19 protein-coding genes are annotated in these 25,833 nt (G+C 60.6%); 6 read left to right on the top strand and 13 right to left on the bottom strand.

The features are described 5' to 3' along the window. Positions 1-34: 34 nt before the first annotated feature. From K5R88_RS23850 to orn, 3 genes are all read right to left on the bottom strand, one after another. Positions 35-3,994, bottom strand: coding sequence for a dermonecrotic toxin domain-containing protein (locus K5R88_RS23850; RefSeq protein WP_226298479.1), 3,960 nt, complete (start codon positions 3,992-3,994; stop codon positions 35-37). A 125-nt stretch (positions 3,995-4,119) separates the two neighbouring features. Next, complete coding sequence (locus K5R88_RS23845; RefSeq protein WP_008035291.1) at positions 4,120-4,731, bottom strand: trimeric intracellular cation channel family protein; 612 nt, start codon at positions 4,729-4,731, stop codon at positions 4,120-4,122. 179 nt (positions 4,732-4,910) lie between these two features. Beyond that, entirely contained in the window at positions 4,911-5,453 is a 543-nt protein-coding gene (orn, locus tag K5R88_RS23840; protein ID WP_008035288.1) for an oligoribonuclease, read from the bottom strand. Between the two features lie 107 nt (positions 5,454-5,560). Here orn and rsgA point away from each other — a divergent pair, with 107 nt between their 5' ends. After that, positions 5,561-6,592: a small ribosomal subunit biogenesis GTPase RsgA gene (rsgA, locus tag K5R88_RS23835; RefSeq protein ID WP_008035286.1), complete on the top strand. Its 1,032-nt coding sequence runs from the start codon at positions 5,561-5,563 to the stop codon at positions 6,590-6,592. A gap of 357 nt (positions 6,593-6,949) precedes the next feature. On the opposite strand, the gene motB is transcribed toward rsgA, so the two are convergent. Together motB and motA are read right to left on the bottom strand one after the other, a co-directional pair. Beyond that, positions 6,950-7,969 carry a flagellar motor protein MotB gene (gene motB / locus K5R88_RS23830; protein ID WP_223451140.1) on the bottom strand — a complete coding sequence of 340 codons (1,020 nt, stop codon included), beginning with the start codon at positions 7,967-7,969 and terminating at the stop codon, positions 6,950-6,952. A 3-nt stretch (positions 7,970-7,972) separates the two neighbouring features. Beyond that, positions 7,973-8,824 (bottom strand): flagellar motor stator protein MotA, encoded by an 852-nt coding sequence (gene motA / locus K5R88_RS23825; RefSeq protein ID WP_008027935.1) that lies wholly within the window; start codon positions 8,822-8,824, stop codon positions 7,973-7,975. A gap of 166 nt (positions 8,825-8,990) precedes the next feature. On the opposite strand from motA, the gene K5R88_RS23820 reads away from it, so the two are divergent. From K5R88_RS23820 to K5R88_RS23805, 4 genes are all read left to right on the top strand, one after another. Continuing rightward, entirely contained in the window at positions 8,991-10,529 is a 1,539-nt protein-coding gene (locus K5R88_RS23820; protein ID WP_008040419.1) for an HDOD domain-containing protein, read from the top strand. Between the two features lie 39 nt (positions 10,530-10,568). After that, positions 10,569-11,384 carry a rhodanese-like domain-containing protein gene (locus tag K5R88_RS23815; protein ID WP_008040417.1) on the top strand — a complete coding sequence of 272 codons (816 nt, stop codon included), beginning with the start codon at positions 10,569-10,571 and terminating at the stop codon, positions 11,382-11,384. Between the two features lie 18 nt (positions 11,385-11,402). Then, positions 11,403-12,263: an archaetidylserine decarboxylase gene (gene asd, locus K5R88_RS23810; RefSeq protein ID WP_008040415.1), complete on the top strand. Its 861-nt coding sequence runs from the start codon at positions 11,403-11,405 to the stop codon at positions 12,261-12,263. A gap of 210 nt (positions 12,264-12,473) precedes the next feature. Next, the gene (locus K5R88_RS23805) at positions 12,474-14,255 is read left to right on the top strand and encodes a molecular chaperone (RefSeq protein WP_226298478.1); all 1,782 of its coding nucleotides are present in this window, start codon (positions 12,474-12,476) and stop codon (positions 14,253-14,255) included. A gap of 121 nt (positions 14,256-14,376) precedes the next feature. Here the strand turns inward: K5R88_RS23805 and serB are convergent, their stop codons facing one another. Continuing rightward, entirely contained in the window at positions 14,377-15,591 is a 1,215-nt protein-coding gene (serB, locus tag K5R88_RS23800) for a phosphoserine phosphatase SerB (protein WP_008027919.1), read from the bottom strand. 135 nt (positions 15,592-15,726) lie between these two features. Here serB and K5R88_RS23795 point away from each other — a divergent pair, with 135 nt between their 5' ends. Continuing rightward, positions 15,727-17,247, top strand: a complete 1,521-nt coding sequence (locus tag K5R88_RS23795) for an AhpA/YtjB family protein (protein ID WP_226298477.1) — start codon at positions 15,727-15,729, stop codon at positions 17,245-17,247. Positions 17,248-17,504: 257 nt separating this feature from the next. Here K5R88_RS23795 and K5R88_RS23790 read toward each other — a convergent pair whose 3' ends face one another. The 7 genes from K5R88_RS23790 to cpdA form a co-directional block, all read right to left on the bottom strand. Beyond that, positions 17,505-18,218: a PqiC family protein gene (locus K5R88_RS23790; RefSeq protein WP_008027916.1), complete on the bottom strand. Its 714-nt coding sequence runs from the start codon at positions 18,216-18,218 to the stop codon at positions 17,505-17,507. 177 nt (positions 18,219-18,395) lie between these two features. Next, positions 18,396-20,663 carry a DNA topoisomerase IV subunit A gene (gene parC, locus K5R88_RS23785; protein WP_008027914.1) on the bottom strand — a complete coding sequence of 756 codons (2,268 nt, stop codon included), beginning with the start codon at positions 20,661-20,663 and terminating at the stop codon, positions 18,396-18,398. Positions 20,664-20,670: 7 nt separating this feature from the next. Continuing rightward, on the bottom strand, positions 20,671-21,195 hold the full coding sequence (locus K5R88_RS23780; RefSeq protein WP_008027912.1) for a retropepsin-like aspartic protease family protein: 525 nt from the start codon (positions 21,193-21,195) through the stop codon (positions 20,671-20,673). Further along, on the bottom strand, positions 21,192-22,181 hold the full coding sequence (locus tag K5R88_RS23775; protein ID WP_008027910.1) for an esterase-like activity of phytase family protein: 990 nt from the start codon (positions 22,179-22,181) through the stop codon (positions 21,192-21,194). Before K5R88_RS23775 ends, K5R88_RS23780 begins: the two co-directional genes overlap by 4 nt. Next, a complete protein-coding gene (parE, locus tag K5R88_RS23770) occupies positions 22,181-24,085 on the bottom strand; it encodes a DNA topoisomerase IV subunit B (RefSeq protein ID WP_008027908.1) in 1,905 nt (634 codons plus the stop codon). Before parE ends, K5R88_RS23775 begins: the two co-directional genes overlap by 1 nt. A gap of 42 nt (positions 24,086-24,127) precedes the next feature. Beyond that, positions 24,128-24,736, bottom strand: a complete 609-nt coding sequence (locus tag K5R88_RS23765) for a YqiA/YcfP family alpha/beta fold hydrolase (RefSeq protein WP_226298476.1) — start codon at positions 24,734-24,736, stop codon at positions 24,128-24,130. 187 nt (positions 24,737-24,923) lie between these two features. Next, positions 24,924-25,739 carry a 3',5'-cyclic-AMP phosphodiesterase gene (gene cpdA / locus K5R88_RS23760; protein ID WP_226298475.1) on the bottom strand — a complete coding sequence of 272 codons (816 nt, stop codon included), beginning with the start codon at positions 25,737-25,739 and terminating at the stop codon, positions 24,924-24,926. Between the last annotated feature and the right edge of the window lie 94 nt (positions 25,740-25,833).

Here is a 25,833-nt window from a genome sequence, read left to right as displayed (position 1 = left end):
CCCAGACAATCACTTACAAAGCATTACAGCAGACTCAGTCCGGATCACCCTCATCAACTCCGCTGTCGTCCGAATCAGGCGCTTCCTGCCAATCAATTTCTTCATCCAGCGCACCGTCAAATTGAATAATTATCTTTTTATCAAGACTTGAGCTCTCAATATAATTCTCAATACGCGACCTGCAGGCCTCACTCAACGGATTACCCAACAAGTTGTAATTAACCTCTCGAGCATCTGCAACTTCAAACAGCTCATCCGGCAATGTGGTGATCTGATTGAATCTCAGATCGGCAAATGCCAGTTGTTCAAGATCGAACAATCCGACAGGCACCTCCATCAAACCTGTGCTTTTCAAGTAAAGACTGTCCAGCCTGCTCATGTAACGAACATCGGGAGTCAACCCAAGCCGGTTGTTATCGAGGTGCAACAGCGTCAAACCCTCCATATGTGCAAGGCCGTCGACTGCTGCCTCATTCAGTTCGATAGCACAGTCATCAAGGGTCAGCGTCTCCAGTGCCCTCATCTGATAGATTTCCAAGGGCAAAGTCTCCAGCGCGAAGCCTGACAATGTCAGGTACCGCACACCCGGGAAGCTGGCGAGAAAGGAATGCCCGCCCAACCCGGCGCTGCTGCTCAAAGACAATTCACGAACATGGCTGAAGTCTGCCGACAACACCGGTAACTCACCGAGTATCTCCAGATCGTAATCAAGCGTGGTCGATGTGTAGCGGTTGGCCGTCGTCAGTCTGCGACTCCAATTCGCCTGCAACTCCTGCGCGAACAGGTTTCTGCCCTGGCGCTGAATAGAGATTTCATTCTCTGTGAGTATCGATCCCGTGGCCGGATGACGGGACGGCACGTCATGGCTCCACATCTCCAATTCATTGACCAACGTCACGTACTCGTTCTCCAGGCGCGCAACGGCCAACACCGGCTCCCCGATCAATCGCTCGCTGCGTAGCGTCGTCATTTCTTCCTCGGAGAGCGTCGGGTACAGCGCTTGAAGCCGCTGCCCTACGGAACGCGCCGGCTCCGGCACAAAATCGCCACCGCCCAACAGATAGCCGGAACGCCCCACGGCCAGCCCCATGGGCGAACGAGCACCCGCCTCCAATGGCGGCTGTCCCAGCAAGGCCCTGGCTTGCGAGCGAGGCATCAGTGTTTGTTGCCTGACCGCCTGCCGGAGCCCCGCGCCCTGCCCGACATGAGGCAAACCCAACGCCCGGCGCTGAGCATCGGGAAGGGCATGCTGGACGGCGCCGTAGAGATCGTCGAATGCGTGCAGCTCCTTGCCGAAGCCATCGTAGGCCTGGTACTGGCCATTCTGTCTGACCAGGATTTTGCGAATCGGGGCCTCGGGACCACCGATACTGTCCACCAATGCACCGTCAAAATCGCCGTCACGCACTTCGATGCGCACCTCTGGCGACCAGCCGTTCAGGCTTTCGAGCCTATGCAGCGCCAACCTGTCGGAGTCCGGATTTGCACTCGCCTCCAGATAAAGCCCTTCGTACGCCCTGCTGAGGCGTACTTCCCGTAGATAGAACAGCGCTTCATGCGCCATTCGCCGGGTGATTCCGAGGTTGCGCTGCATGTGCAGACGATCGGCAGCCTCTGCATGACGCCATAATTCTTCAGCGATGGTTTTGGGCAGATCAGGAAAAATCCGGCGTATCTGCCGGGTGTTTTCATCACTGCTCAGCTCAAAGTGGCGTTCACTTGCCTCGAACAAACTGGCGCGACTTTCCTGTGCCCAAACCGCGATTCTGAGTCGCAGCCGGGCAGCCCGCACGTCGATTCCTGGCAATGAATCGCCAAACGCAGGGCTTTCACCCAGCAGTTTTTTCAGCTGCGCATCCTCAAGTGTTTCAACCACGCTTCGAACCACATCGCCGCTTCGCAGCTGGCTGTCCCGCAGGCTGACGCCCCGAGATTGCAGCAGTTGCACCTGCATCTGCGGATCGGCTTTCAAATACACCCGCGAATCGGTGCTTTGCATCTGCGCGATGAACGCCTGAATCTGCTGATCGAGTTTGAACCGCCGGATGGTGTCTTCGAGCAAGGCTGGAGGGCGCCGGGTATGAACGTGCATGTCGCGCAGCACCGCCTCGTCGATGCCGCTCACCGCCAGAATGCGTCCAGCCGTGACATCCGAAAACTCGGCCACCGAATGCCCCAGGCGCCGAAACAGTTGCGCGCGCCGCCACTCCATGGGGCGCTCAACCTCATGCGCCCACGCTCCTGCGCCGTTGTGGGCAAGTTGTGGTTTGTAGGCATCCGGCCTGTCCGGGTGGCGAATGCGATAGACATCCCCGTCAGCCTCGGGCACCACTTCATAGGTTTTCCCATCAAGAGGCAGCACGCTCGCGCCCTGATGCCGATGCAAACCGAGCGCATCGGCCCGGGAGTCGGCCGGCAAGCGCACTGCACACTCATATGCACTCAGATCGGGATTCCACAATCGTTGCTGACCTGCCCCCATATCAACGACTTTCAAACGGCTGACGAAAGCGCCGGGGGCGACGGACAGCAGTTTGCCGACGGCCAGGCCGCCCAAGGCAAACGCGCCTAACTGGGCGACCGTTTCAGCAATGGACAGCAAATGCGCCGACGCTTCGATCAACTGCCCTTCGGCCCAATCAAGGATGCCGGTAAACGTGTCGTCCAGCAGTTGGTACAGGGTATAGGCCAACATCAGTTCGCCCAGAAACGGCACGAACGGGATCGCCGCCAGCGCCGCGACCTTCAGCACAACGGTGGCGACTTTTTCCAGGCGGTCCCATTGTTCCCAGCGCGACTTGCGGTCTTCGTCTGCGGTAGACACGGCCATGACGCGGGCGTCATTGAGGATCTGGTTCAACCTGGATTGGTACAGCCAGGTCCACAATTGCGGGCCCACGCGTTGTGTTTGCATCCGGAGGTTGGGGCGCACATCGGGGGCTGCGGCGTTGAGCAAACTAAGCAACGTGGCGAAAAAGGTGCCTCGTTGGTCGTGAGCGACAAACCGGGCAAAAAAACGCTGGTAATCGGTAGAGCGCAATTGCCGGGTCAGTTCGTCCACGAGTTCGCGGGAGGAGGCATAGGTTTTCAGCGGGTGCTCTGGGTCATCGGGGATGTAGGCAATCACCGGTTCAACTTCGCGAGAATGTTCTGGATCCGCCGAGAACAGCACGATGCCGGTCAACGCCGTTCCCAAGAGGCTCAGTTGATACAAGCGCAGCGCTTTTGCGTCAGGCAACGGTGTTTTTTGCTCTGTGAGCAGGCCCGGCAACAGCGTCTGCTCAGCGTGCCCGATGTCCCCTTTCATTCGCGCCAGGAGTGTCGCCACCCTGAATCGATCCTGCTGACTGGCAATGACTTTGTTTGCCAGCATCGCTCTGGCCGCAGCATCCGCAGGTAATAACAGCGCCTCAAGTTGCTGGTTATAGCGCCCTCCGATATCAAGTTGTCGGCACAGCGAGGCAAATGCCGCGACAGACAAGCGACTATTAATCTGAAGAATATCGAACTGTCCGGCCGCATCGGGCTCAGTGATAAAACATGAAGCGCTGTCAAAGTAACGCGCTGCCGTCTCCTTCATTTCGAAGTTATGCAAGGCAGCATCCAGAAGTGAAATCGTCGTCACTTCATAGCGGACCAGTAAGTCTTTGGGGACATAGAGTCGCAGGTACGTTTTCCTGACATCCAGTTCTATCTCGAACTGACTTTTCAGGGCCTCAACCAGCAACGGCTCGGCAAATGCGCGAACGTCGGCAAGGCCTTCAAACAGGCGGTCCACCCGGGTTTGCGAAACCCAGCTACGTTGAGTCGCCTGCTTCAAGGCCTCATGACTGGCGGCGGATGCCGAGCGGTACCAGTCCGGAAAAACAACTCCGGCGCTTTTCAATGCCAGGCGTCTTTCGGCAGGCGCACGAATCAACCAGTCGGGAATCGACTTTATTATCAACGTTTGATGCGCGTCGGGCTGCGCGTTTGTCGAGTCTGAATCAGACATGCAAGTAACCTTTTTAAACAGTGGAAAACCACAGCTTATTTAATTACTCGCCTGACAAACGCTACATATATACCGCAACTTTATAGGTTATTCGTGCCGTTCTTGACGAATGTAAGCATTGCCGCTCATTGCTCGTCGTTATAAACGAACTTTGGCATTTCCCAGTGAAAACGAATCGCCAACAACCGCAGCAAGAAGCCACCAAACAGGGTGATGAGAATTGCCTGTTCACCGGGCAGTTGCAGATAGATGCACAGCATGTAGCACCACGCCGCCGCGAAGGAGACGCTGGCGTAGAGCTCGCGGCGGAAGATCAGCGGGATGTCGTTGCAGAAGATGTCGCGCAGGATGCCGCCGAACACCCCGGTGATCACGCCGCTGACCGACGCCACCAGCATGCCGTGGCCCATTTCCAGCGCGGTCATGCAGCCGATCAGGGTGAACGCCACCAGCCCCACGGCGTCGAGCACCAAAAACAGTGAGCGCAGGTGGCGCATCCAGCGTGCAGTGAAAACTGTGACCATGGCCGCAACCGAGGTCAGCACCAGGTATTCCGGGTGTTTGACCCAGGTCAGCGGGTAGTGACCGAGCAGCACGTCGCGCACCGAACCGCCGCCCAACGCCGTGATGCAGGCGATCAGCACCACGCCAAACCAGTCCATGCCGCGACGGCCGGCAGACAGTGCGCCGGTCATGGCTTCGGCGGTGATGGCGATCAGGTAAAGCATCAGCAACATGGTGGCGGTCCTTGCAGGAAGGCGCGCAGTCTAGCCATTTAGATGCAGCACCAAAAGGGGGCGATCACGGAGATCGGCCGCGTCACTCCCTTCGCGGGCAAGCCTCGCTCCTACGGGCACAACGCGCCCCTGTAGGAGCGAGGCTTGCCCGCGAAGGCGCCGGAACAGGCACCGCCTGATCAGAATTTGATGAAATGCTTGCGGTAGTGCTGCAGCTCGGCGATGGATTCGCGGATGTCGTCCAGCGCCAGGTGGGTGCTACCCTTTTTGAAGCTGTCGCGCACGTCCGGCGCCCAGCGTGCGGCCAACTCTTTCAGAGTCGAGACGTCGAGGTTGCGGTAGTGGAAGAAGCTTTCCAGGGATTTCATGTGCGTATAAAGGAAGCGGCGATCCTGGCAGATGCTGTTGCCACAGATCGGCGACTTGCCCTTCGGCACCCACTTCTCCAGGAAAGCGATGGTCTCGGCTTCCGCTTCGGCCATGCTGATGCGGCTGTCGCGCACGCGCTGGGTCAGGCCCGAGCCGCCGTGTTGACGGGTGTTCCACTCGTCCATGCCGGCGAGGATTTCATCGCTGTGGTGAATCGCGATCACCGGGCCTTCGGCCAAGGTGTTCAGATCACTGTCGGTGACGATGGTGGCCATCTCGATGATGACGTCGGTATCAGGGTTCAGACCGGTCATTTCCAGGTCGATCCAGATCAGATTCTGCGGGTTTTGCATGTGTCGGCTCCTAGGCAATGCTGCGCAGTTTAGCCTAGGGAGGTGGCCGGGCGTGCTAAACTCGCGGCCGTTTTACCTAATCGCTGCATTCTTGATACGGAACACCCATGGCCAAACGCCAACTCAATCGTCGTCAAAACTGGCGCATCGAAAAGATTCAGGGCGAACGCGCTGCCCGCGCCGCCAAACGCGAGTCCTCGGCTGTCGAGGCACTTGAGGGTGGCGACCTGGGTCCGGAACAGACCGGCCTGGTGATCGCACACTTCGGTGTGCAGGTCGAAGTCGAAGCACTCGATGGCGATTTGGCCGGCCAGGTGTTCCGCTGCCACTTGCGCGCCAACCTGCCGGCGCTGGTGACCGGCGATCAGGTGGTCTGGCGTGCCGGCAACCAGGGCATCGGGGTGATCGTGGCGCAACTGCCGCGCAAAACCGAACTCTGCCGCCCGGACAGTCGTGGCCAGCTCAAGCCGGTGGCCGCCAACGTCGACATGATCGTCATCGTCTTCGCGCCGCTGCCCGAGCCTCACGCCAATTTGATCGACCGCTATCTGGTCGCTGCGGAGCACGCCGGCATCCGACCGCTGCTGCTGCTGAACAAATTCGACCTGATCGACGAGCAGAACGCCCCGGCGCTGAATGCCTTGCTCGCGGTTTACCGCACGCTGGGTTATCCGGTGCTGGAAGTGTCGGCGCACCACGGCAATGGCATGGAGCAACTTCAGGAACAACTGGACGGACGCATCAGCGTATTCGTCGGCCAGTCCGGCGTCGGCAAGTCGTCGCTGGTCAACAGCCTGCTGCCGGAAGTCGAAACCCGCGTCGGCCCGTTGTCCGAGCTGTCCGGCCAGGGCACTCACACCACCACGACCGCGCGGCTGTTCCACTTCCCCGGTGGTGGTGAGTTGATCGACTCCCCGGGTATCCGCGAATTCGGCCTGGGCCACGTCAGCCGTTCCGACGTCGAAGCCGGCTTCATCGAGTTCAACGACCTGATCGGCACCTGCCGCTTCCGTGACTGCAAGCACGACCGCGAACCGGGTTGCGCCTTGCTCAAGGCGCTGGAAGAGGGCCGCGTACAGCAGCAACGGATGAACAGCTATCGCTCGATCATCGCGAGTTTGCCGGAGAGCAGCTACTAAGCCGCTTCCCGCAGACACAAAAAAGCCGCGATCATCTCGCGGCTTTCTCGTTTTCAGCGTGCGGCTTTTTCCAGCGTCCAGCCCAGCACATCCAAGGCATCACAGCCGTCCTGGATCAACATGTGTGCGGCGTTGGTTTCACGGAATCCCGGGAAACACAGACAACGCAATACCTGTAGGAGCCGGCTTGCTGGCGATGGTCGTCAACGATAACGCATGCTGTCTGAATCAACGCGGCGCACTTGCGTCCATCGCCAGCAAGCCGGCTCCTACAAGGGACCGCGCTCAAACTGAAAATGAAGTGACCTCCAAACCAAAGCAAAAAAAAGCCGACATCGCTGTCGGCTTTTTTGTGGGTCACTGTTTCGGCGGTTCAGCCGGTTTCGGTGCCGGGTCATCGAACAGATTCAAACGCTCGCGAAGCTCATGCGCCGGCAACGGTTCTTTATCCGCCGGCAATGCATTCGGATCGGCCGGCACTTCACCCGGGCCGCCCTGCCCTTGTGTCGGCTCCGGAGTCGGTTCCACGCCTTGCGAACCTTCGATGGCACGCTGGGCTTTTTTGGTCAGCACGATGATGTCGATGCGGCGGTTGACCGGGTTGAGCGGGTTCTCGCGATCGAACAATGCCGACGAGGCATAACCGACCACGCGTGCGATCTGCTGCTCCGGATAACTGCCCGCCACCAGCGCACGACGTGCAGCGTTGGCACGGTTGGCTGAAAGCTCCCAGTTGCCGAAATCACCCTGGCCACTGTACGGCTTGGCGTCGGTGTGGCCGCTGATGCTGATCTTGTTCGGCACCGCTTTGATGGTGTCGGCCATGGCCAGCAGGATGTCTTCGAAGTACGGTTTCAGACGCGCACTGCCGGAGTCGAACATCGGGCGGTTTTCGGCGTCCACGATCTGGATGCGCAAACCATCCGGCGTGATCTCGAACAGAATCTGGTCCTTGAATTTCTTCAGTTGCGGATTCTCTTCGACCTTGTTCTGCAGTTCCTGCAGCAACAGTTCGAGGCGTTCCTTCTCCACCATCTCGGCCATGCCTTCGACCTGCTCGGCGTCGACAGTCACCTTGTCCGGCTGCGGCTGGGATTTCACCTCGGGGTTGAGGGTGTTTTCCGGCGCCAGGGTCGGCGTGCCGCCCAGATCGATGATGTACGGCGTACCGCTTTCGGAAAAGCCGATCGGGTCTTTGAAGTAACCGGCGATGGCGAGCTTCTGTTCCGGTGTCGCGGTGGACAGCAGCCACAACACCAGGAAGAACGCCATCATCGCCGTCGCGAAGTCGGCGAAGGCGATTTTCCAGGCGCCCCCGTGATGCCCGCCGGCGATGCGCTTGACGCGCTTGATAATAATCGGCTGATTATTTTCCATGACTTAGCGACCGCGAACCGCTTGTTCCAGCTCAGCGAAGCTAGGACGGTGCGCCGGGTACAGAACCTTGCGTCCGAACTCTACCGCCAGCGATGGCGGCATGCCGGAAGCCGAAGCCACCAGCGAGGCCTTGATGGCTTCATAGACGTTCAGTTCTTCCTTGGCGTCGTGAGCCAGGGAGTGGGCCAGCGGGCCGAAGAAACCGTACGCCGCGAGAATACCGAAGAAGGTACCGACCAGTGCCGCACCCACGTGCAGACCGATGGACTTCTGGTCGCCTTCGCCCAGGGACGCCATGGTCACCACGATACCCAATACCGCCGCGACGATACCGAAACCGGGCATGGCGTCGGCGATGCCGTTCACCGCGTGGGACGGGTGCTCGAGGTCTTCCTTGAGGTTGTAGAGTTCCATGTCGAACAGGCCTTCCAGCTCATGGGGAGCCATGTTGCCGGAGGACATGATGCGCAGGTAATCGCAGATGAACGCGGTCATGCGCTCGTCTTTGAGCACCGACGGGTACTTGGCGAAGATCGGGCTCGCGGCGGCATCTTCAATGTCGCCTTCGATGGCCATCATGCCTTCGCGGCGACTCTTGTTGAGGATCTCGTAGATCAGCCCCAACACTTCAAGATAGTAGCCGTGATTGAAACGCGATCCGAACATGCTCAAGGACTTCTTGAGCACGTGCAGGGTCATGTAACCGGGGTTGGCCTGGAGGAATGCACCAAGGGCCGCGCCACCGATGATCATCACCTCGAAGGGTTGAATCAGGGCGGCAATCTTGCCGTGGGAAAGCACGTATCCGCCGAGCACGCTCGCGAATACGACGATGATGCCGATTATTTTAGCCATAGGTAGGAGAGCACTTACTGAGTCGGGTTCAAGGTCATATTCGGAAGTTAAAAAATCTCTTCTTCTACTTATCGGCAAAACTGCGCCAGACTATAGCCAGTTCAGGCGAAAAGCCAATTTGGCCCACTTCGGGCATAGGTAATGCAGACGATGATCGCGTCCAACCATGGCTAACGAAACGAACGTTCCAACTCCAAAACCAAACACGCTCCAAGGCTGGGTAAAGCTTCTGGACGGCGTGCACCTGCCCGTTCCGCAAGGCAGTCATGACCGGGTCTGCAAGGCCATCGGCGATAACCGCAGCTCGTTGCGCGATATCGCCGAGCTGATGCAGGACAGCCCCGCCCTGGCCTTGAGCGTGATTCGTGAAGCCAACCGGCACACCCACGGCAGCATGACCGAGCCTGCGGAAAACCTTGAGGTGGCGATCAATCGCCTCGGTTTGAAGCGCACCGAAGAACTGCTCGCACGGCTGCCCGCGATGCCGGAATCGGACATTCCCGTGGCCCTGCGCCAGTTGCAGATGATCAGCCAGCACGCGACGCAACAGGCCAACGGCTTTTTCGCCGCTCGCCTGGCGCGGCTGTGGCAGGACATCCACTGGGGCAGCCTGCTGTTTTTATCGCCGTTGTGGCCATTGGCGTTGACCCATCCGCAATTGCTCGAAGAATGGGAGCTGCGGGTCATCCATAAGGGCGAGTCCGCACGTAAAGTCGAGAAACAATTATTCGGCGTACGCCTGCTGGAAATCGGTCAGGCCCTGGTGGAAATCTGGCACCTGCCGAACTGGGTGCAGCAGGGTTACAAGCTGTTACTCAATGAGCAACGGGAACTGGTGAAAGTCCTGCGCATCGCGCGCGACAGCGATCATCCATTGCGCCAGCAGAACCGTCTCGATGACGATCCGACGTTGCGCCGCTGGCTCAATCAGCCGGCCAACACGGTGTTGCTGGCCAACGGTCTGGCGCTGTCGGCACAGCACGCCTGGGACTGTCCGCACAGTGAACGCTGGCAGTACCTGACCAGCCTTTACCTGCAAATGCCGATGGACGAGGTGCAGCAGCAACTTCACCAGCAGGCCGCCAACAGTGCGCGCCAGCACGCCATGCCAGACCTCTGGCACCCCGCCGTCGCGCTGCTCTGGCCGCAGGGCATGAACCGTGTGCACGCCGGTTTGCTGCCAGCCCCGGCGCCGACCGCCGAGGACCTGGCCAAGTGGCGCAAACAATGCGCCGAGCTGCTGGTGGAGCCGAGTCGTTTCACCAATGCCATGCACTTGACCAACTCGGCCCGCGATGCACTGGTTGCATGCGGCATGCGCCGGGTGATGATCCTGATGGCCGACCGCACGCACGCCAATCTGCGCGTGCACCAGATTGCCGGGTTGCCGAAAGAAACGGCTGGCCTGAATTTCGTGGTCAGCCAAAGCACCGTGCTGCAACGCCTGCTCTCGCAACAAGCCCAGGTACGCCTGACCCCGGCCAACAACGCACAATTTTCGGCACTGCTGCCGGCCAGCCTGCGCTCGCAGTTCGGTGGCGAACACCTGCTGTTGCGCTCGCTGGTCAACAACGGCCGCGTGATCATGATCGTGGTGGCGGACCAGGGCGGCGGGCCGTTCTCCGAAATTACCGTGCAAGCCTTTGGCAAAACCGCGCAGTGCATCGAGAAAGCCCTGCACACCTTTAGCCATCGCGGCCAATGACCCGCTACAATCCTCCCCTTTGTGCTCTGGAGACCTCACATGTCTGACTTCTCTGGCTTGCCGCTGGTGATCGAACCGAGCGACTTGCTCTCTCGACTAGATGCCCGCGATCTGATTCTGGTGGACCTGACCAGCAGCGCCCGCTATGCCGAAGGGCATATTCCCGGCGCGCGCTTTGTCGATCCGAAACGCACGCAACTCGGCCAGCCACCGGCGCCGGGCCTGATGCCGCCGCAAGCGGCTCTCGAAGCGTTGTTCGGTGAACTGGGCCACAACCCCGATGCGGTCTACGTTGTGTATGACGACGAAGGCGGCGGTTGGGCCGGGCGTTTTATCTGGCTGCTGGATGTCATCGGCCACCACAAGTATCACTATGTCGACGGCGGCCTGACGGCGTGGCTGGCGGAAGGCTCGCCGATGTCGATCCAGATCCCGCCCGCGGTCGGCGGCCCGGTTGCGTTGACCCTGCACGACGAACCCACCGCCACCCGCGAATACCTGCAAAGCCGTCTCGGCGCCGCCGACCTGGCGATCTGGGATGCGCGCGGGCCGCTGGAGTACTCCGGCGAGAAAGTCCTGGCGGCCAAGGGCGGACACATTCCCGGCGCGGTCAATTTCGAATGGACCGCGGGCATGGACCGGACGCGCAACCTGCGCATCCGCACGGACATGCCGCAGATCCTCGAACAACTCGGGATCAGCAAAGACAAAGAAGTGATTACCCACTGCCAGACTCACCACCGTTCTGGCTTCACCTATCTGGTGGCCAAGTCCCTCGGTTATCCGCGGGTCAAAGGCTACGCCGGCTCTTGGGGCGAATGGGGTAACCATCCCGATACGCCTGTAGAGATTTAAGGTTTTTAAGGACAGTTAATGAATAAGCGTTTGTTTATCCTCAGCCAATACCTGCTGCCCCACCACTTGCTCTCGCGACTGGCCGGCTGCATCGCCGAATGCCGTGTGCGCTGGTTCAAGAATGCGTTCACCGCGTGGTTCGCCAAGCGTTATCAGGTGGACATGTCCCAGGCCCTGGTCGAAGACCTGACCGCCTATGAGCACTTCAATGCATTCTTCACCCGCGCCCTGAAAGACGGCGCTCGCCCGCTGGACGAAACCCCGGGCGCCATCCTCAGCCCGGCCGACGGCGCGGTCAGCCAGCTCGGCCCGATCGAGCACGGCCGCGTGTTCCAGGCCAAGGGCCACAGCTTCAGCGTGCTGGAACTGCTGGGCGGTGACGCGGCCAACGCCGCGCCGTTCATGGGCGGTGATTTCGCGACGATTTACCTGTCGCCGAAGGACTACCACCGCGTGCACATGCCGCTGGCCGGCACGCTGCGCGAGATGGTCTACATTCCGGGGCGGATTTTCTCGGTCAACCAGACCACTGCGGAAAACGTTCCGGAACTGTTCGCCCGTAACGAGCGTGTGGCGTGCATTTTCGACACCGAGCGCGGGCCGATGGCCGTGGTGCTGGTGGGCGCGATGATCGTGGCGTCGATCGAAACCGTGTGGGCTGGCCTGGTGACCCCACCGAAACGCGAGCTGAAAACCTTCCGCTACGACGAAGCTGCCCGTGCACCGATCCACCTGGAGAAAGGTGCGGAACTGGGTCGTTTCAAACTGGGTTCGACGGCTGTTGTGCTGTTCGGCCCGGATCAAGTGCAGTGGGCTGAAGAACTGGCGGCCGGTTCGCCGGTGCAGATGGGCCAGGGCATGGGCCTGCCGAAAGCCTGATCCACCGCTGCTCTACTGTAGGAGCGAAGCTTGCTCGCGAAGGTCGTCAATGCCAACCGGGATCTGTCTGATGATCCGCGGCGTCCTCCGGCTCTTCGCGAGCAAGCTTCGCTCCTACAGAGAACAGGCATTGCAATGCGCGCGCCCTAGTCATAGCTGCTAAAGTCTGGTCATTCACTGCCCATTTCCCGGTTGGAGTTTGTCCACCGCATGAATGAGACCAGTCCCCACCTTCTGCTGAGCGCCCCTGTCCCCGCACAGTTGCGCCTGTCGTTCTGCGAAGCCACCCCGCGCGACCTCAAGCGCTGGATCGCCAACCTGCCCAAAGCCAACATCGGCGAAACCGCACGCCAGCTCTATCAAGGCTTGAGCGAACTGAACCAGCTGCTGACACCCAGCGACAATCGCCTGCAATTGCTCGAACTGCTAAGGCCCGAGGTGTATTACGTCTGCAAACACCTGGAGCGGCATTTCCTGCACCAGTCGATTGCCCTCGACGAGCGTTCAAGCAAGATCGCCAACCTCTGCCAGGCGCTGCAAAGCCACTTGGCGATCGGCTACAAACAGATCGTCGTGCGCATCACGCCGCGCTTCAGCAAGGACCGTGCGCCACTGCTGGCCCAGGCGTTGCAACGGGCGATGCATTGCCTCAACGGGTCACTGATCCGCGCCACCCAACTCTATTGCCCGGTGCCGGAAGGCGTGTGGCTGGAGCTGCACCAGCTATATCGAATCGCCTTTAGCCTACGGCTGCAGCATCTGAACCTGCGCGATGAATTGGCGAGCCAGACGCAAAACCTGAGCATTGAACAGTCGTATGTAGTCGCCCTGCTAGTGGGCGCCGCACGTTGCAATCAACTGCGCCAGAACCAGATCGCGCGGCTCGCCGAAGTGCTGGAGCCGTGGAGCAAACTGATCAAGCTGCAACCGGAAACACCGGCCGATGGATTGTTTGCCATCGCCCCGGAACTCGACATCGGACCGCGTTACCGCTCGAAATTCCGGCCCGGGCAACAGGAGCGTTTGTTGGGGTTCGATCCGCAGCCGCTGGTCGCAGCCATCGACACCCATTTGGAAAAAAACGACGGCGAGTCGCCACTCCCGGTGCCGGCAGGCCTGAGCCTGGATACGCTGCAACACCTGAGTGCCGCGTGGGGGCAGGCGGTCGAGCGCAGTTTCCAGCGCACCGCCAGTCAAGGCACCTTGACCTTGTGCGTGGGCATGAGCGCGCTGCACTTCTATCTGGGCGGGCAGCGCCCGTTCAGCGAAATCCTGAAACACCCCGGCGCCCGCCGTGCGCAGTTCACGGCGATATCGCCCGCGCTCCGGGAAAAGGACCAATGGAGCCATGCCTTCGACGCAGCGCCCCACGGCACCGCCGACACGTTGCTGCCCTACGAAGAAATCGAATACCGGCAGCTGCAGAATGACGACAGTCACGAAGCCAGCAACCGCCACTTTCCGACGTACGCCCTGCCCGTGATCAATCACAGCCCGGGGGGTTATTGCCTGGCCTGGCCTGACGCAGTGCCGGCCGAGCTACAGGCTGGCGAGATGGTCGGCATCGAGGACACGGCGGTCGCAGGCTGGAGCATTGCGGTGGTGCGCTGGATCCGCCAGGTTCGCGGCGGCGGCACGCAGATGGGCATCGAGCAAGTCGCGCCATACGCCGAACCTTGCGGCCTGCAACTGGTGCGCACCCGGGACGACCACAGCCACTACCTGCGCGGCCTGTTGCTGCCGGCCATCAGCGCGATAGATTTGCCGGCCACCCTGCTCGCTCCACGCCTGCCGTTCCAGGAAGGCCACAAGGTGCTGATCAACACCAACGGCGAGGAGCGCCGGGCCGGACTGGATCGGCGGGTGTCGAGTACCAACAGCTTCAATCAGTTTGCGTATCGGTCGTTGGAAGCGGCCAGAAACGACAACGCCGCGGGGAGCGGCGTGGTTGGTGTCGAGGAGGAGTTTGATTCGTTGTGGCAGACGCTTTGAGGGCCCGACGTTAAATCGGCGGTGACGCCTTCGCGGGCAAGCCTCGCTCCTACAGGGGGTACGCAATTACCTGTAGGAGCGAGGCTTGCCCGCGAAGAGGCCCTATCAGTCAATACAAGACTCAGAGCTGCCCGTCACGATCCCGAAAACCCAGCAAATACAGCACGCCATCCAGCCCCAACGTGGAGATCGCCTGCTTCGCCGATTGCTTGACCAGCGGCTTGGCGCGGAATGCCACGCCCAGCCCGGCAATCGCCAGCATCGGCAAATCGTTGGCGCCGTCGCCGACCGCAATGGTCTGCTCCAGACGCAAGCCTTCCTTGTGCGCCAGCTCCTTCAGCAGATCCGCCTTGCGCTGCGCATCGACAATCGGCTCGACCGCCACGCCGGTGACCTTACCATCGACCACTTCCAGCTCGTTGGCGAACACGTAGTCGATGCCCAGCTTGGCCTGCAATTGCTTGGCGAAGTAGGTGAAGCCGCCCGACAGAATCGCGGTCTTGTAGCCCAGACGCTTGAGTTCGGCGAACAGGGTTTCGGCGCCTTCGGTCAGGCGCAGCGAGGCACCGATCGAATCCAGCACGCTGACATCCAGCCCTTTGAGCAACGCCAGGCGCTCCTTGAAGCTGGCACGGAAATCCAGCTCGCCGGCCATCGCCCGCTCGGTAATCTCCGAAACCTGATCGCCCACACCGGCCGCCTTGGCCAGTTCGTCGATGACTTCGGCTTCGATCAGCGTCGAGTCCATGTCAAACACCGCCAGACGACGGTTGCGGCGGAACAGCGAATCTTCCTGGAAGGCGATGTCGACGTTCAATTCCTGGGCGACGCTGAGGAATTCCGCTCGCAGCGCTTGCGGATCCGCCGCTTCGCCACGCACGGAAAACTCGATGCAGCCCTTGCCTTTATCGGCCGGGGTATCCAGCGGCATGCGCCCGGACAGGCGATCGATGTGGTCGATGTTCAGGCCATATTTGGCGGTGATCGAACTCACGGCCTGCAATTGCCCGGCAGTCACTTTGCGGGTCAATAGCGTCACGATGTGGCGTTTTTTGCCCTGATTACCGACCCATTGCTGGTAATCCTCTTCGGACACCGGCGTGAAACGCACCTGTTGGTCAAGCTCATAGCCCTTGAACAGGATGTCCTTGAGCACCGACTTGCCTTGCTCGGTGTCAGGAATTTCAACCAGGATGCCGAACGACAAGGTGTCGTGGATCACCGCCTGACCGATGTCGAGAATGTTCACACCACCCTGGGCCAGAACGCCGGTAATGGCCGCGGTCAGACCCGGACGGTCCTCACCAGTGATGTTTATCAGGACGATTTCGCGCAAGGCGCACCCCCGCAGGTGGAAAAAAACCGCATTCTACCCACTTTCAGTGACCATCGGGCACCGTGAGCGCTTTGCCGGTCTAGGGCCTGTCGCTATACTGCGCGTCAACTTCACGGACAAAAGAGCCGAGCTCAAGTGAACCGGCCCACGCCAGTTAAAACCGATAACTTCTTTCTGCTGATCTTCCGTGCACTGCGCCACCGCCGTGTACCGATTGCATTGCGCATCGCCAGCCATAACGTGATCCTGGTCGCTCTGGCCCTGGTGATCTACGCCTGCGTGATGGGTTTGCAGTTCAAGCAGGCCATGCACGAGCAGGCAGATGCGCTGGGCGAAAGCCTGACCACGCAGACCGCCACGTCCGCCACGGAGCTGTTGGTGTCCAACGACATCCTCAGCCTCAACGTGCTGCTCAACAACCTGACCAAGAACAAGCTGGTGGCCCACGCCGCCATTTATAGCGTGGACAACCGCATCCTCGCCGAAGCCGGTCAGCGTCCCAAGCACGGCCTGCTGGGCGAAGCCGAGGGCATGTACCAGAGCAAGATCACCTTCCAGGACGTGACCGCCGGGCAACTGCGCATCAGCCTGGACATGGATCAATTCCAGCAGCCGATGACCATCAGCCTGCAAAGCATGGGCATCTTGAGTGCAATTCTGTTGGCACTGTCCCTGGCCTTGAGCCTGCGCCTGGGTCGGCACATCTCCACGCCGCTGCTGCAATTGCGCGTGTGGCTGCGCAACATCGACGAATACACCCCGGCCACCGACCGCCAGGATGAAATCGGCGACCTGGCTCGCCAGCTGCACGCCAACTTCGCGCCGGAACCGGCCGAGCCTGAACCCGCACCGGAACCTGAGTTCGACGACGTCGATTACGACGATGACGCCGAGCCGTCCTTCGAAGTGCGCAACCTGCGCGACCCGAGTTTCGACGAGACCAAGCCTGTCGCCAGCCTCAAACCTGCGCCACGGCACATCGTCAGCACCGTCGAAGACGAAGATGACGACGATGCGTTCGCCGATTTGCGTGACGAATCGACAGTCGCGAAACCAGTAGCCAGAGCGCCGGTATCGAACGTGCCGCAACACAGCGCAGTGCTGGCCGTGCAACTGGGCGCCCAGGATCAATTGCGCCGCCTGCCACGGGCGCGCCTGGAAGAACTGCTCAAACGTTATCGCGATTGCCTCGATCAGGCAGCCTCGCTCTATGAGGGCGAACTGCACAGCCTGAACGATGGCAGCACGCTGATGGTGTTCCACACCGAGGACAGCGGCGACGACTACCTGACCAACGCCATCTGCTGCGGCGAGTTGCTGCGAGCCCTGGGCCATCAGTTGCAGATCGAAGTCGCCGACAGCGGCATCACCCTGCAATTGCAGCTGGGCGTGACCTTGGGTGATGAGCTGTTCGGTCTGAGCCAGATCGACCTGTTGCTGACCGAAACCGCCCAGGACGCCCTGGCCCTGTCGCAACACAGCCGCAATCTGCTGCTGGTGGAGCGCAAGATCAGTGACGACGCGCTGATTCGCCAGCGCGCGCGGATCCGCCCGATTGCCAGCCCTGAGGGTGCGTGCTGCGTGGAGCGGTTGATGGAGCCTTATCCGTCGATGCTGGAGCGGCAGTTGGCGCGGATGCATGAGCGTCGGGCGTAAGCAGCCTTAAGCCCGGATGTGAAGAAGCCCGCAGACAAGTGATTGTCTGCGGGCTTTTTTGTTGCCTGCCCTGATGCCTTCGCGGGCAAGCCTCGCTCCTACAGGTTTCGAGTGGTTCGCGCGATTTGTGTACGAAGCAATACATGTAGGAGCGAGGCTTGCCCGCGAAGAGGCCGAGACAGGCACTAAAGATTCCCAACAGGCAGAAACAACAAAGCCCGCATCTCTGCGGGCTCTGTTTGAAATCTATCCAGACCTTAGAACCTGAACACTTCCATATCCGTACGAATCGGCGCAGCCATCGGGATCTTCGGCTGTTTCTCTTGCTCTGTCGCCGGAGCCACAGGCTTGGCCGCCGGTTTTTTTGGCGCTTCTGCAATCGGTGGCTGATTGGCCAATGGCTTGAGCGCGATCGACAGCTGTTCGGCGAGCTTCTGCAACAACACACCCTGAGCCTGAACCTGCGCCGCTGTACCGCCCGCGTGCTGTTCTTGCAGATGAACGATGCGGTTATCGCGAACCTGCCCGCGACGGTCGATCAAACGCCATTGAGCATCGAGGATCGCCGGTTGCGACTCGCCCGAGTCCAGGCGCGTGATGGTCAGCAGTACCTGAACATCCGGTGTGAAGCCCACGCTCGCCGGCGCCAGCACCACACGCTGACTGTCCAGATGACCCGCTACCTGACGCAGCAACAGTTGATCGATGTCGGAAGAAAGGCTGCCGGCCCAACGACCATCGGTCGAGGCCTGAAGACTGCCATCCGGCTGACGCTGCAACAGCGTTTCACGCTGCAGGTAATCGGCAACCGTAACCGGGCCGAGCAATACCGCCATGCCCGCGCTTTGCGCAGGCTGAGCCGGACTTCCGCTGTCCAGCTGATACAGCGACACCGGTTGGTGAACGCTGCAACCCGCCAGGCCAAGAACGCCAGCGAGCATCAAAATAAAAGGAAGGCGCAGAGCAGTCATCGTCCCATCCAGGTGGTTACCACAAGGCACACCACAGTGAAAATACTCAATAAATATGAAGAACGCTCGGCCACGCCGGCGCTTGGAAAGGCCATATCATCCGTGAATATGCGTCCCGACTCCAGCGGCAAAGCGTCGATCTACGCGTTAAATCGTAGATCGAGCGCTCTAGCGCGGTTAATTGAGGTTTTCGACGAGCAGCGCATCTACCCTCTGGAAGCCCCGTGGAAGTTTGTTGCCACGACGTCCACGCTCACCTTTGTAGTGTTCGAGGTCGTCCGCTTTCAGTGACAAGGTACGCTTTCCGGCCTGCAGCACCAAGGTGGCTCCATCCGGCAGCACAGCAATGTCCGTGACATATTCTTCGCGACTGGCCACACGCTCACCGGAAATCCCGATGATCTTGTTGCCTTTGCCCTTACCTAATTGTGGCAGATCGCTGATTTTGAAGATCAGCAAGCGACCTTCGGTGGTCACCGACGCCAGCCAGTTGTTCTCACGATCCGCCACCGGGCGCGGCAGAATGACCTTCGAGTTGTTCGGCAAGCTCAGCAGCGCCTTGCCCGCCTTGTTCTTGGCCTGGAAGTCCTCGCCCTTGACCACGAAACCGTAACCGGCATCGGAGGCTATCACGTACAGCGAATCGTCTTCCGGCATCAGCACGCATTCAAACGTGGCGCCTGGCGGTGGCGTCAGACGACCGGTCAACGGTTCGCCCTGGCCACGGGCCGAAGGCAAGGTGTGCGAGGCCACCGAATAGCTGCGACCGGTGGAGTCGATGAACACCGCAAACTGGTTGGAGCGCCCGGCCGCCAAGGCCTTGAAACCGTCCCCGGCCTTGTAGGAAAGCCCGGTGGCGTCAATTTCGTGCCCTTTGGCGGAGCGGACCCAGCCTTTTTCCGACAGCACTACGGACACTTTCTCGTTCGGCAGCAGATCGTGCTCGGTCAAGGCCTTGGCCTCGGCGCGTTCGACGATTGGCGAACGACGGTCGTCGCCGTAGGTTTCGGCATCCTTGATCAGCTCGGTGCGCACCAGCTTTTTCAGCTTGGCTTCGCTGCCCAGCAGGGCTTGCAGCTTGGCTTGTTCCTTGAGCAGTTCATCCTGCTCGGAGCGCAGCTTCATTTCTTCCAGTCGCGCCAACTGACGCAAACGGGTGTCCAGAATGTACTCGGCCTGGATTTCGCTCAGGGCGAAACGCGCGATCAGGGCGGCTTTCGGGTGCTCCTCGGTGCGGATGATGTGGATCACTTCATCCAGGTTGAGGTAGGCAATCAACAAACCGTCCAACAGGTGCAGGCGACGCTCAACCTTGTCGAGGCGGAATTGCAGGCGACGACGCACGGTTTGAACGCGGAACTCCAGCCATTCAACCAGCAACGCACGCAGGTTCTTCAGCTGCGGCTTGCCATCCAGGCCGATGATGTTGATGTTGACCCGGTAGCTCGACTCCAGCTCGGTGCTGGCGAACAGGTGCTGCATCAGCGCGTCGTGGTCGAAGTTTTTCCGTGCGCCCGGAATGATCACGATCCGGCACGGGTTCTCGTGGTCGGATTCGTCACGCAGGTCAGCGATCTGCGGGGCCTTGGACGGTTTGGCCTGCATCATCGCCGCGATCTGTTCCAGCACCTTGGCGCCCGATACCTGATGCGGCAGCGCGGTGACGATGATGTCGCCGTCTTCGATGTGGTACACGGCACGCATGCGCACCGAGCCCTTGCCGGTTTCGTACATTTTCAGCAGGTCGGCACGCGGCGTGATGATTTCCGCTTCGGTCGGGTAATCCGGACCCTGAATGTGTTCGCAGAGCTGTTCGACCGTGGCTTTTGGCTCATCGAGCAAACGCACGCAGGCGGTCGCGACTTCGCGCAGGTTGTGCGGCGGAACGTCGGTGGCCATGCCCACGGCAATGCCGGTGGTGCCGTTGAGCAGGATGTTCGGCAAACGTGCCGGCAACACCAATGGCTCGTCGAGTGTGCCGTCGAAGTTCGGGCCCCAGTCCGCAGTGCCCTGGCCCAGTTCACTGAGCAGCACTTCGGAATAACGCGACAGCCGCGCTTCGGTGTATCGCATGGCGGCGAAGGACTTGGGATCATCCGGCGCGCCCCAGTTACCCTGGCCGTCGACCAGCGTGTAGCGGTAGCTGAACGGCTGGGCCATCAGGACCATGGCTTCGTAGCAGGCCGAATCGCCGTGCGGGTGGAATTTACCGAGCACGTCACCGACGGTACGCGCCGACTTCTTGTGCTTGGAATCGGCGTCCAGCCCCAACTCGCTCATCGCGTAGACGATGCGGCGCTGTACCGGTTTCAGGCCGTCGCCGATATGCGGCAAGGCACGGTCCATGATCACGTACATGGAGTAGTTGAGGTAGGCATTTTCGGTGAAGTCAGCCAGTGACCGGCGCTCTACACCGTCCAGGCTGAGATCAAGGGAGTCGCTCATGCGGGCCTCATCGGTTCGTTGTCTGGCGCAGCAGCATGGTGCCACCGCGCTGGGTAAATTCAAGTTTGTTCAGCGCGCTCATACCGAGCAGCACTTGCTTGCCATCCAGGCCTGGCACGACGATGGCGCGCACATCACGCAGCACAATGTCGCCCAGTTGCAGCCGGTCGACACGGGTTCGATAACCCTCGGTGCGACCGTTGGCGGTGCTCAGGGTCACCCCGAAGCCTTGTTCAAGTTTCAGCCGTTCGGCCATTTCTGCCGGGATCGCCACATCGGTCGCCCCGGTATCCAGCATGAAATCCACCGACTGGCCGTTGATCTGGCCGCTGGCGACGAAGTGCCCCTGGGTGTTGCTGGCCAGTTTCACTTCGATAAAACCTTCGCCCTGTTCCGAGCTGACGACGACGTTGGGATTTTGCTGCCGCTCCTCCCATTGGCCGAAAAACCGTGTCGCCAGAAATAGCGCTGCGCACCAGGCCAGCACCATGAACACCCGACCGGCGCGTTTTCCAGGTGTTTGCGGCGTCATGGCTTGGCACTCCAGCCACCTTCCGGCGCGGCAAAGCGCCAGACGACCGGGCGATACTCGCCATCAGCACGGGCACCGTCGTTGTTATCAATGCCGACCCAGGCGCCATCGGCGTCGACGATCAGCGCTTCCGTCAGGCCATAGCCCTGTGGATAACGACGGTTCTCCTGCAATGCCTCGTCGGCAAACGACCAGCAACGCTCGACCTTGGCCGTCACCGCGTCACGGCGACAAATCTCGAACGCGTTGCGCTCAAGGGTGAACAGCTTGCCGTTGAACAACGACAGATCGGCGAAATCCCGCGACACGGCTCTGGCCTTGGGAAATTTCGCCGGCTGCATTTCCATCCCGGCTTCGCTCAGCAGCACGCAGCCGCCGTCGCAATCCCAGACCGTTTGCTGACGCTTGATCAACAGCAGTCCTCGGCGCTCACGCTCGGCGGCCAACCATAACTGGTCGCCCTCCGGATTGATCGCCAGGCCCTCGAACAATGCATTGAAGTGCAACAACATGCCGCTGGCCCGCGCCTCGCGAACCAGCATCGGCGAAATCTTCAGCCAGGACGTCGGCCCAACGGGCGGTACTTGCAGAATCGCCGCATGGGACTCGCTGACGATGTAGCGATTGCCGGCGCTGTCGCAGGTGATGCCTTCAAAATCCAGGTCCCCGCCGCGCGCGAACGACGCCACCCAGGTTCGCGAACGCAAACCCCAGGGCAAATCGCTGTCCGGCACCGGCGGCACACCGATGCGCACGGTTTCAGCCTGCCAGACCGTGTCGCCGGTTTCGAGCCGGTAGATCTGATCGTCGTCGCGATCGGAAACGGCCCACAGATTCTTGCCACACTGGGCCAGCCCCGACAGGTTGCCGCCGCGCATGCCCTCCACGGGATGCTCGGACAACAGGCGCAACTCCGGTGCCGGCTCGGCAAACGCCGAAGCCGAGGTCAGAAGTAACGCACACGCCAGGGCAAAGCCAACCCGCATCAGCCAAGAACCTCGGCCAGGTTGCCTTTGGATTCCAGCCAGGATTTACGATCACCGGCGCGTTTCTTCGCCAGCAACATGTCCATCATTTCCGAAGTCGCTTCGAAATCTTCCAGGGTCAGTTGCACCAGACGCCGGGTGTTCGGGTCCATGGTGGTTTCGCGCAGTTGCGGCGGGTTCATTTCACCCAGACCTTTGAATCGGGTGACCTGCGGTTTGCCGCGCTTCTTCTCGGCCACCAGACGGTCGAGAATGCCGTCACGCTCAGCTTCGTCGAGGGCGTAGTAGATTTCTTTGCCCAAATCTATTCGGTACAGCGGCGGCATCGCGACGTAGACGTGACCGGCATCCACCAACGGGCGGAAATGCTGGACGAACAGCGCACACAGCAACGTGGCGATGTGCAGACCGTCGGAGTCGGCGTCGGCGAGGATGCAGATCTTGCCGTAACGCAGCTGGCTCATGTCCGCCGCACCCGGATCGACACCGATGGCCACGGCAATGTTGTGCACTTCCTGGCTGGCCAGCACTTCGCTGCCGTCGACTTCCCAGGTGTTCAGGATCTTGCCGCGCAACGGCAGGATCGCTTGAAACTCTTTGTCCCGCGCTTGTTTGGCGGAACCGCCGGCGGAGTCACCTTCCACCAGGAACAGCTCGGAACGCATCGGGTCCTGCCCGGCGCAGTCGGCGAGCTTGCCTGGCAGTGCCGGGCCTTGGGTGATGCGCTTGCGCTCGACCTTCTTGCTGGCCTTCAGACGACGGCCGGCGTTGTTGATCGCCAGCTCCGCCAGGAGCATGCCGGTTTCCGGGTGAGCGTTGAGCCACAGGCTGAACGCATCCTTGACCACACCGGAGACGAACGCCGCCGCTTCGCGGGACGACAGACGCTCTTTGGTCTGGCCGGAGAATTGCGGCTCCTGCATTTTCATCGACAGGACGAAGGCGATGCGTTCCCAGACGTCTTCCGGCGCCAGCTTCACGCCGCGTGGCAGCAGGCTGCGGAATTCGCAGAACTCGCGCATGGCATCAAGCAAGCCCTGACGCAAACCGTTGACGTGCGTACCGCCCTGGGCCGTCGGGATCAGGTTGACGTAGCTTTCCTGCACGCTGTCGCCACCTTCCGGCAACCACAGCAGCGCCCAGTCGACCGCTTCTTTGTTACCGGCCAGGCTGCCGCAGAACGGCTCGTCCGGCAGGCGCTCGAATTCGCTGACCGCGTCCACCAGGTAGGAGCGCAGGCCGTCTTCGTAATGCCATTCGACTTTCTCGCCGGTGGCCTTGTCTTCAAAACTGACCAGCAGCCCCGGGCACAGAACGGCCTTGGCCTTGAGCACGTGCTTGAGGCGGCTGATGGAGAATTTCGGTGAGTCGAAGTACTTCGGGTCTGGCGCGAAGAACACGCTGGTGCCGGTGTTGCGCTTGCCAACGGTGCCGACCACTTCCAGCTCGGTCTTCTTGTAACCGTCGGCGAAGGTCATCTGGTATTCGTTGCCGTCGCGCTTCACGCGCACCCGGACTTCGGTCGACAAGGCGTTGACCACCGAAATACCCACCCCGTGCAGACCGCCGGAGAACTGGTAGTTCTTGTTGGAAAACTTGCCGCCCGCATGAAGCTTGGTGAGGATCAGTTCGACGCCCGACACACCCTCTTCCGGGTGAATGTCCACCGGCATGCCACGGCCGTCATCGCTGACTTCCAGGGAGTGATCGGCGTGCAGGATGACCTGCACCGACGTCGCATGCCCGGCCAAGGCTTCGTCGACGCTGTTGTCGATGACTTCCTGGGCGAGGTGGTTCGGCCGACTGGTGTCGGTGTACATGCCGGGGCGTTTGCGCACCGGGTCGAGGCCCGAGAGGACTTCGATGGCGTCTGCGTTATAAGAGCTAGCGCTGGGAGTGGCCATGGGGTCTCGTCGTCAAATGTTCTATTAAATAGAGGCGAAGACTCACAGTGCAGTGAAATCAATCGCCTGATACAAATCTGCGCCGATGCCGGCAAAACTCAGCATTGCCGGCAATTGCCCGGCAAAACCCTGGAAACTATGGTCGCCGCCGGCCTGGATGCGCAAGGCACAGGCCCGGTAATACTGCTGGGCGAGGCGATAATCCAGCGTTTCGTCGCCCGTCTGCAACCACACCTGATACCGCTGCGGGTCCTGGGGTGCCGGCACTTCCAGCTCGGCCAGGGCCGTCACATGGTCGTGGGTCAATTCCCAGGCCTCATCGGTATACAGGTTTTTCTGCGTCCCCAGATACCCGTCGAACATCCGGTGCGGACTGACGGCGGGGTTGATCAACAGGGCTTTCAAGCCATGGCGCTCGGCCAGGTGAGTCGCATAGTAGCCGCCGAGTGAGCTGCCTACCAGCAGTGGCCGGCCAAGCTCCGAAATTGCCTGTTCGAGCTGACCGATGGCCTCGCGCGGATGGTGATGCAGGGCCGGAACGCGCAGTTGATCGCTCAAGCCCAGACGCTCCATCACTTCGATCAACTGAGTGGCCTTTTTTGACGAAGGCGCACTGTTGAAACCGTGGATATAAAGGATCGAACCGGACATTTGAACTCCCTGTGCGTCGGGTAAAGAAGGCGGAGTTTACAGGGTGTCGGGGGAATCGGGGATATCCGTGGAATTCATGTCGTCTGAGCGGACGCCATCGCCAGCAGGCTGGCTCCCGCAGGGATTTGTGCACGACGCGGATTCATTGTGGGAGCCAGCCTGCTGGCGATGGCAGCACCGCAGATATTCAGTAGCCGTTGGAACCGTAGTCGACCTGAAAGTCGAACCCGGTCACGCGCTCTACGCCGGTTTCGAGCCGACCATCGGGCAACAGCCGCAACCACCGATACCCTGGCGCCTGCTCGCCGACCTTGAAATCCTCACTGCCCGGCTCGAACTGAATGCAGGTCGAGGGCGAGGCAATCAGGCGCACGTTGTTACGCACTTGATCGATTTCCTGATGCACATGCCCCCAAAGCACCGCGCGCACCTGCGGGAAGCGGTCCAGCACGGCAAACAGCGCCTCGGGATTGCGCAACCCGATCGGCTCCATCCACGCACACCCGATCGACACCGGATGATGGTGGAAGCACACCAGATGATGGCGCTCCGGCGCCTCGCTCAGCGAGCGCGCCAGCAACTGCAATTGTTCATCCTGCAAATACCCCGGCACCGACCCCGGCACCGCCGAGTCGAGCAACGTGACGCGCCAGTTGCCAACATCCACCACTGGTTCCAGCAGCGCGCTGTGCACGGCGGCTGCGGCCATGATCTGCGGTTCGTCGTGATTGCCGGGAATCCAGCGCGCCGGTGCATCGAGTTGCCGGGTCAGATCGCGAAACTGCTGATACGACTCCAGCGTCCCGTCCTGGGAAAGATCGCCGCTGGCAATGATCAGATCGATCTGCGGCTGTTGCTGCCTGACCAGCTCGATGACCTTTTGCAGGCTGTCGCGCGTATTCATGCCCAGCAACGTGCCGTCCGCTTCGGCAAACAGATGGCTGTCGGACAGTTGCACCAGCAACGCCGAATCGGCGGGGGTCAAAGTGGATACGCTCGGCAAGGCGTTCTCCCAGGGCTAAACACGGGATAAGTGGAATGCCGCGATTATGCTGGGGGACGAACGAAAGAGGAAATCCGAGAAGCTGACGCAGTTC

Origin of the sequence: Pseudomonas sp. MM213, from assembly GCF_020423045.1 — a bacterium.
Lineage (GTDB): Bacteria > Pseudomonadota > Gammaproteobacteria > Pseudomonadales > Pseudomonadaceae > Aquipseudomonas > Aquipseudomonas migulae.
Note: the sequence above shows the minus strand (reverse complement) of the source record. Positions and strands in the feature narration are given on the sequence as shown.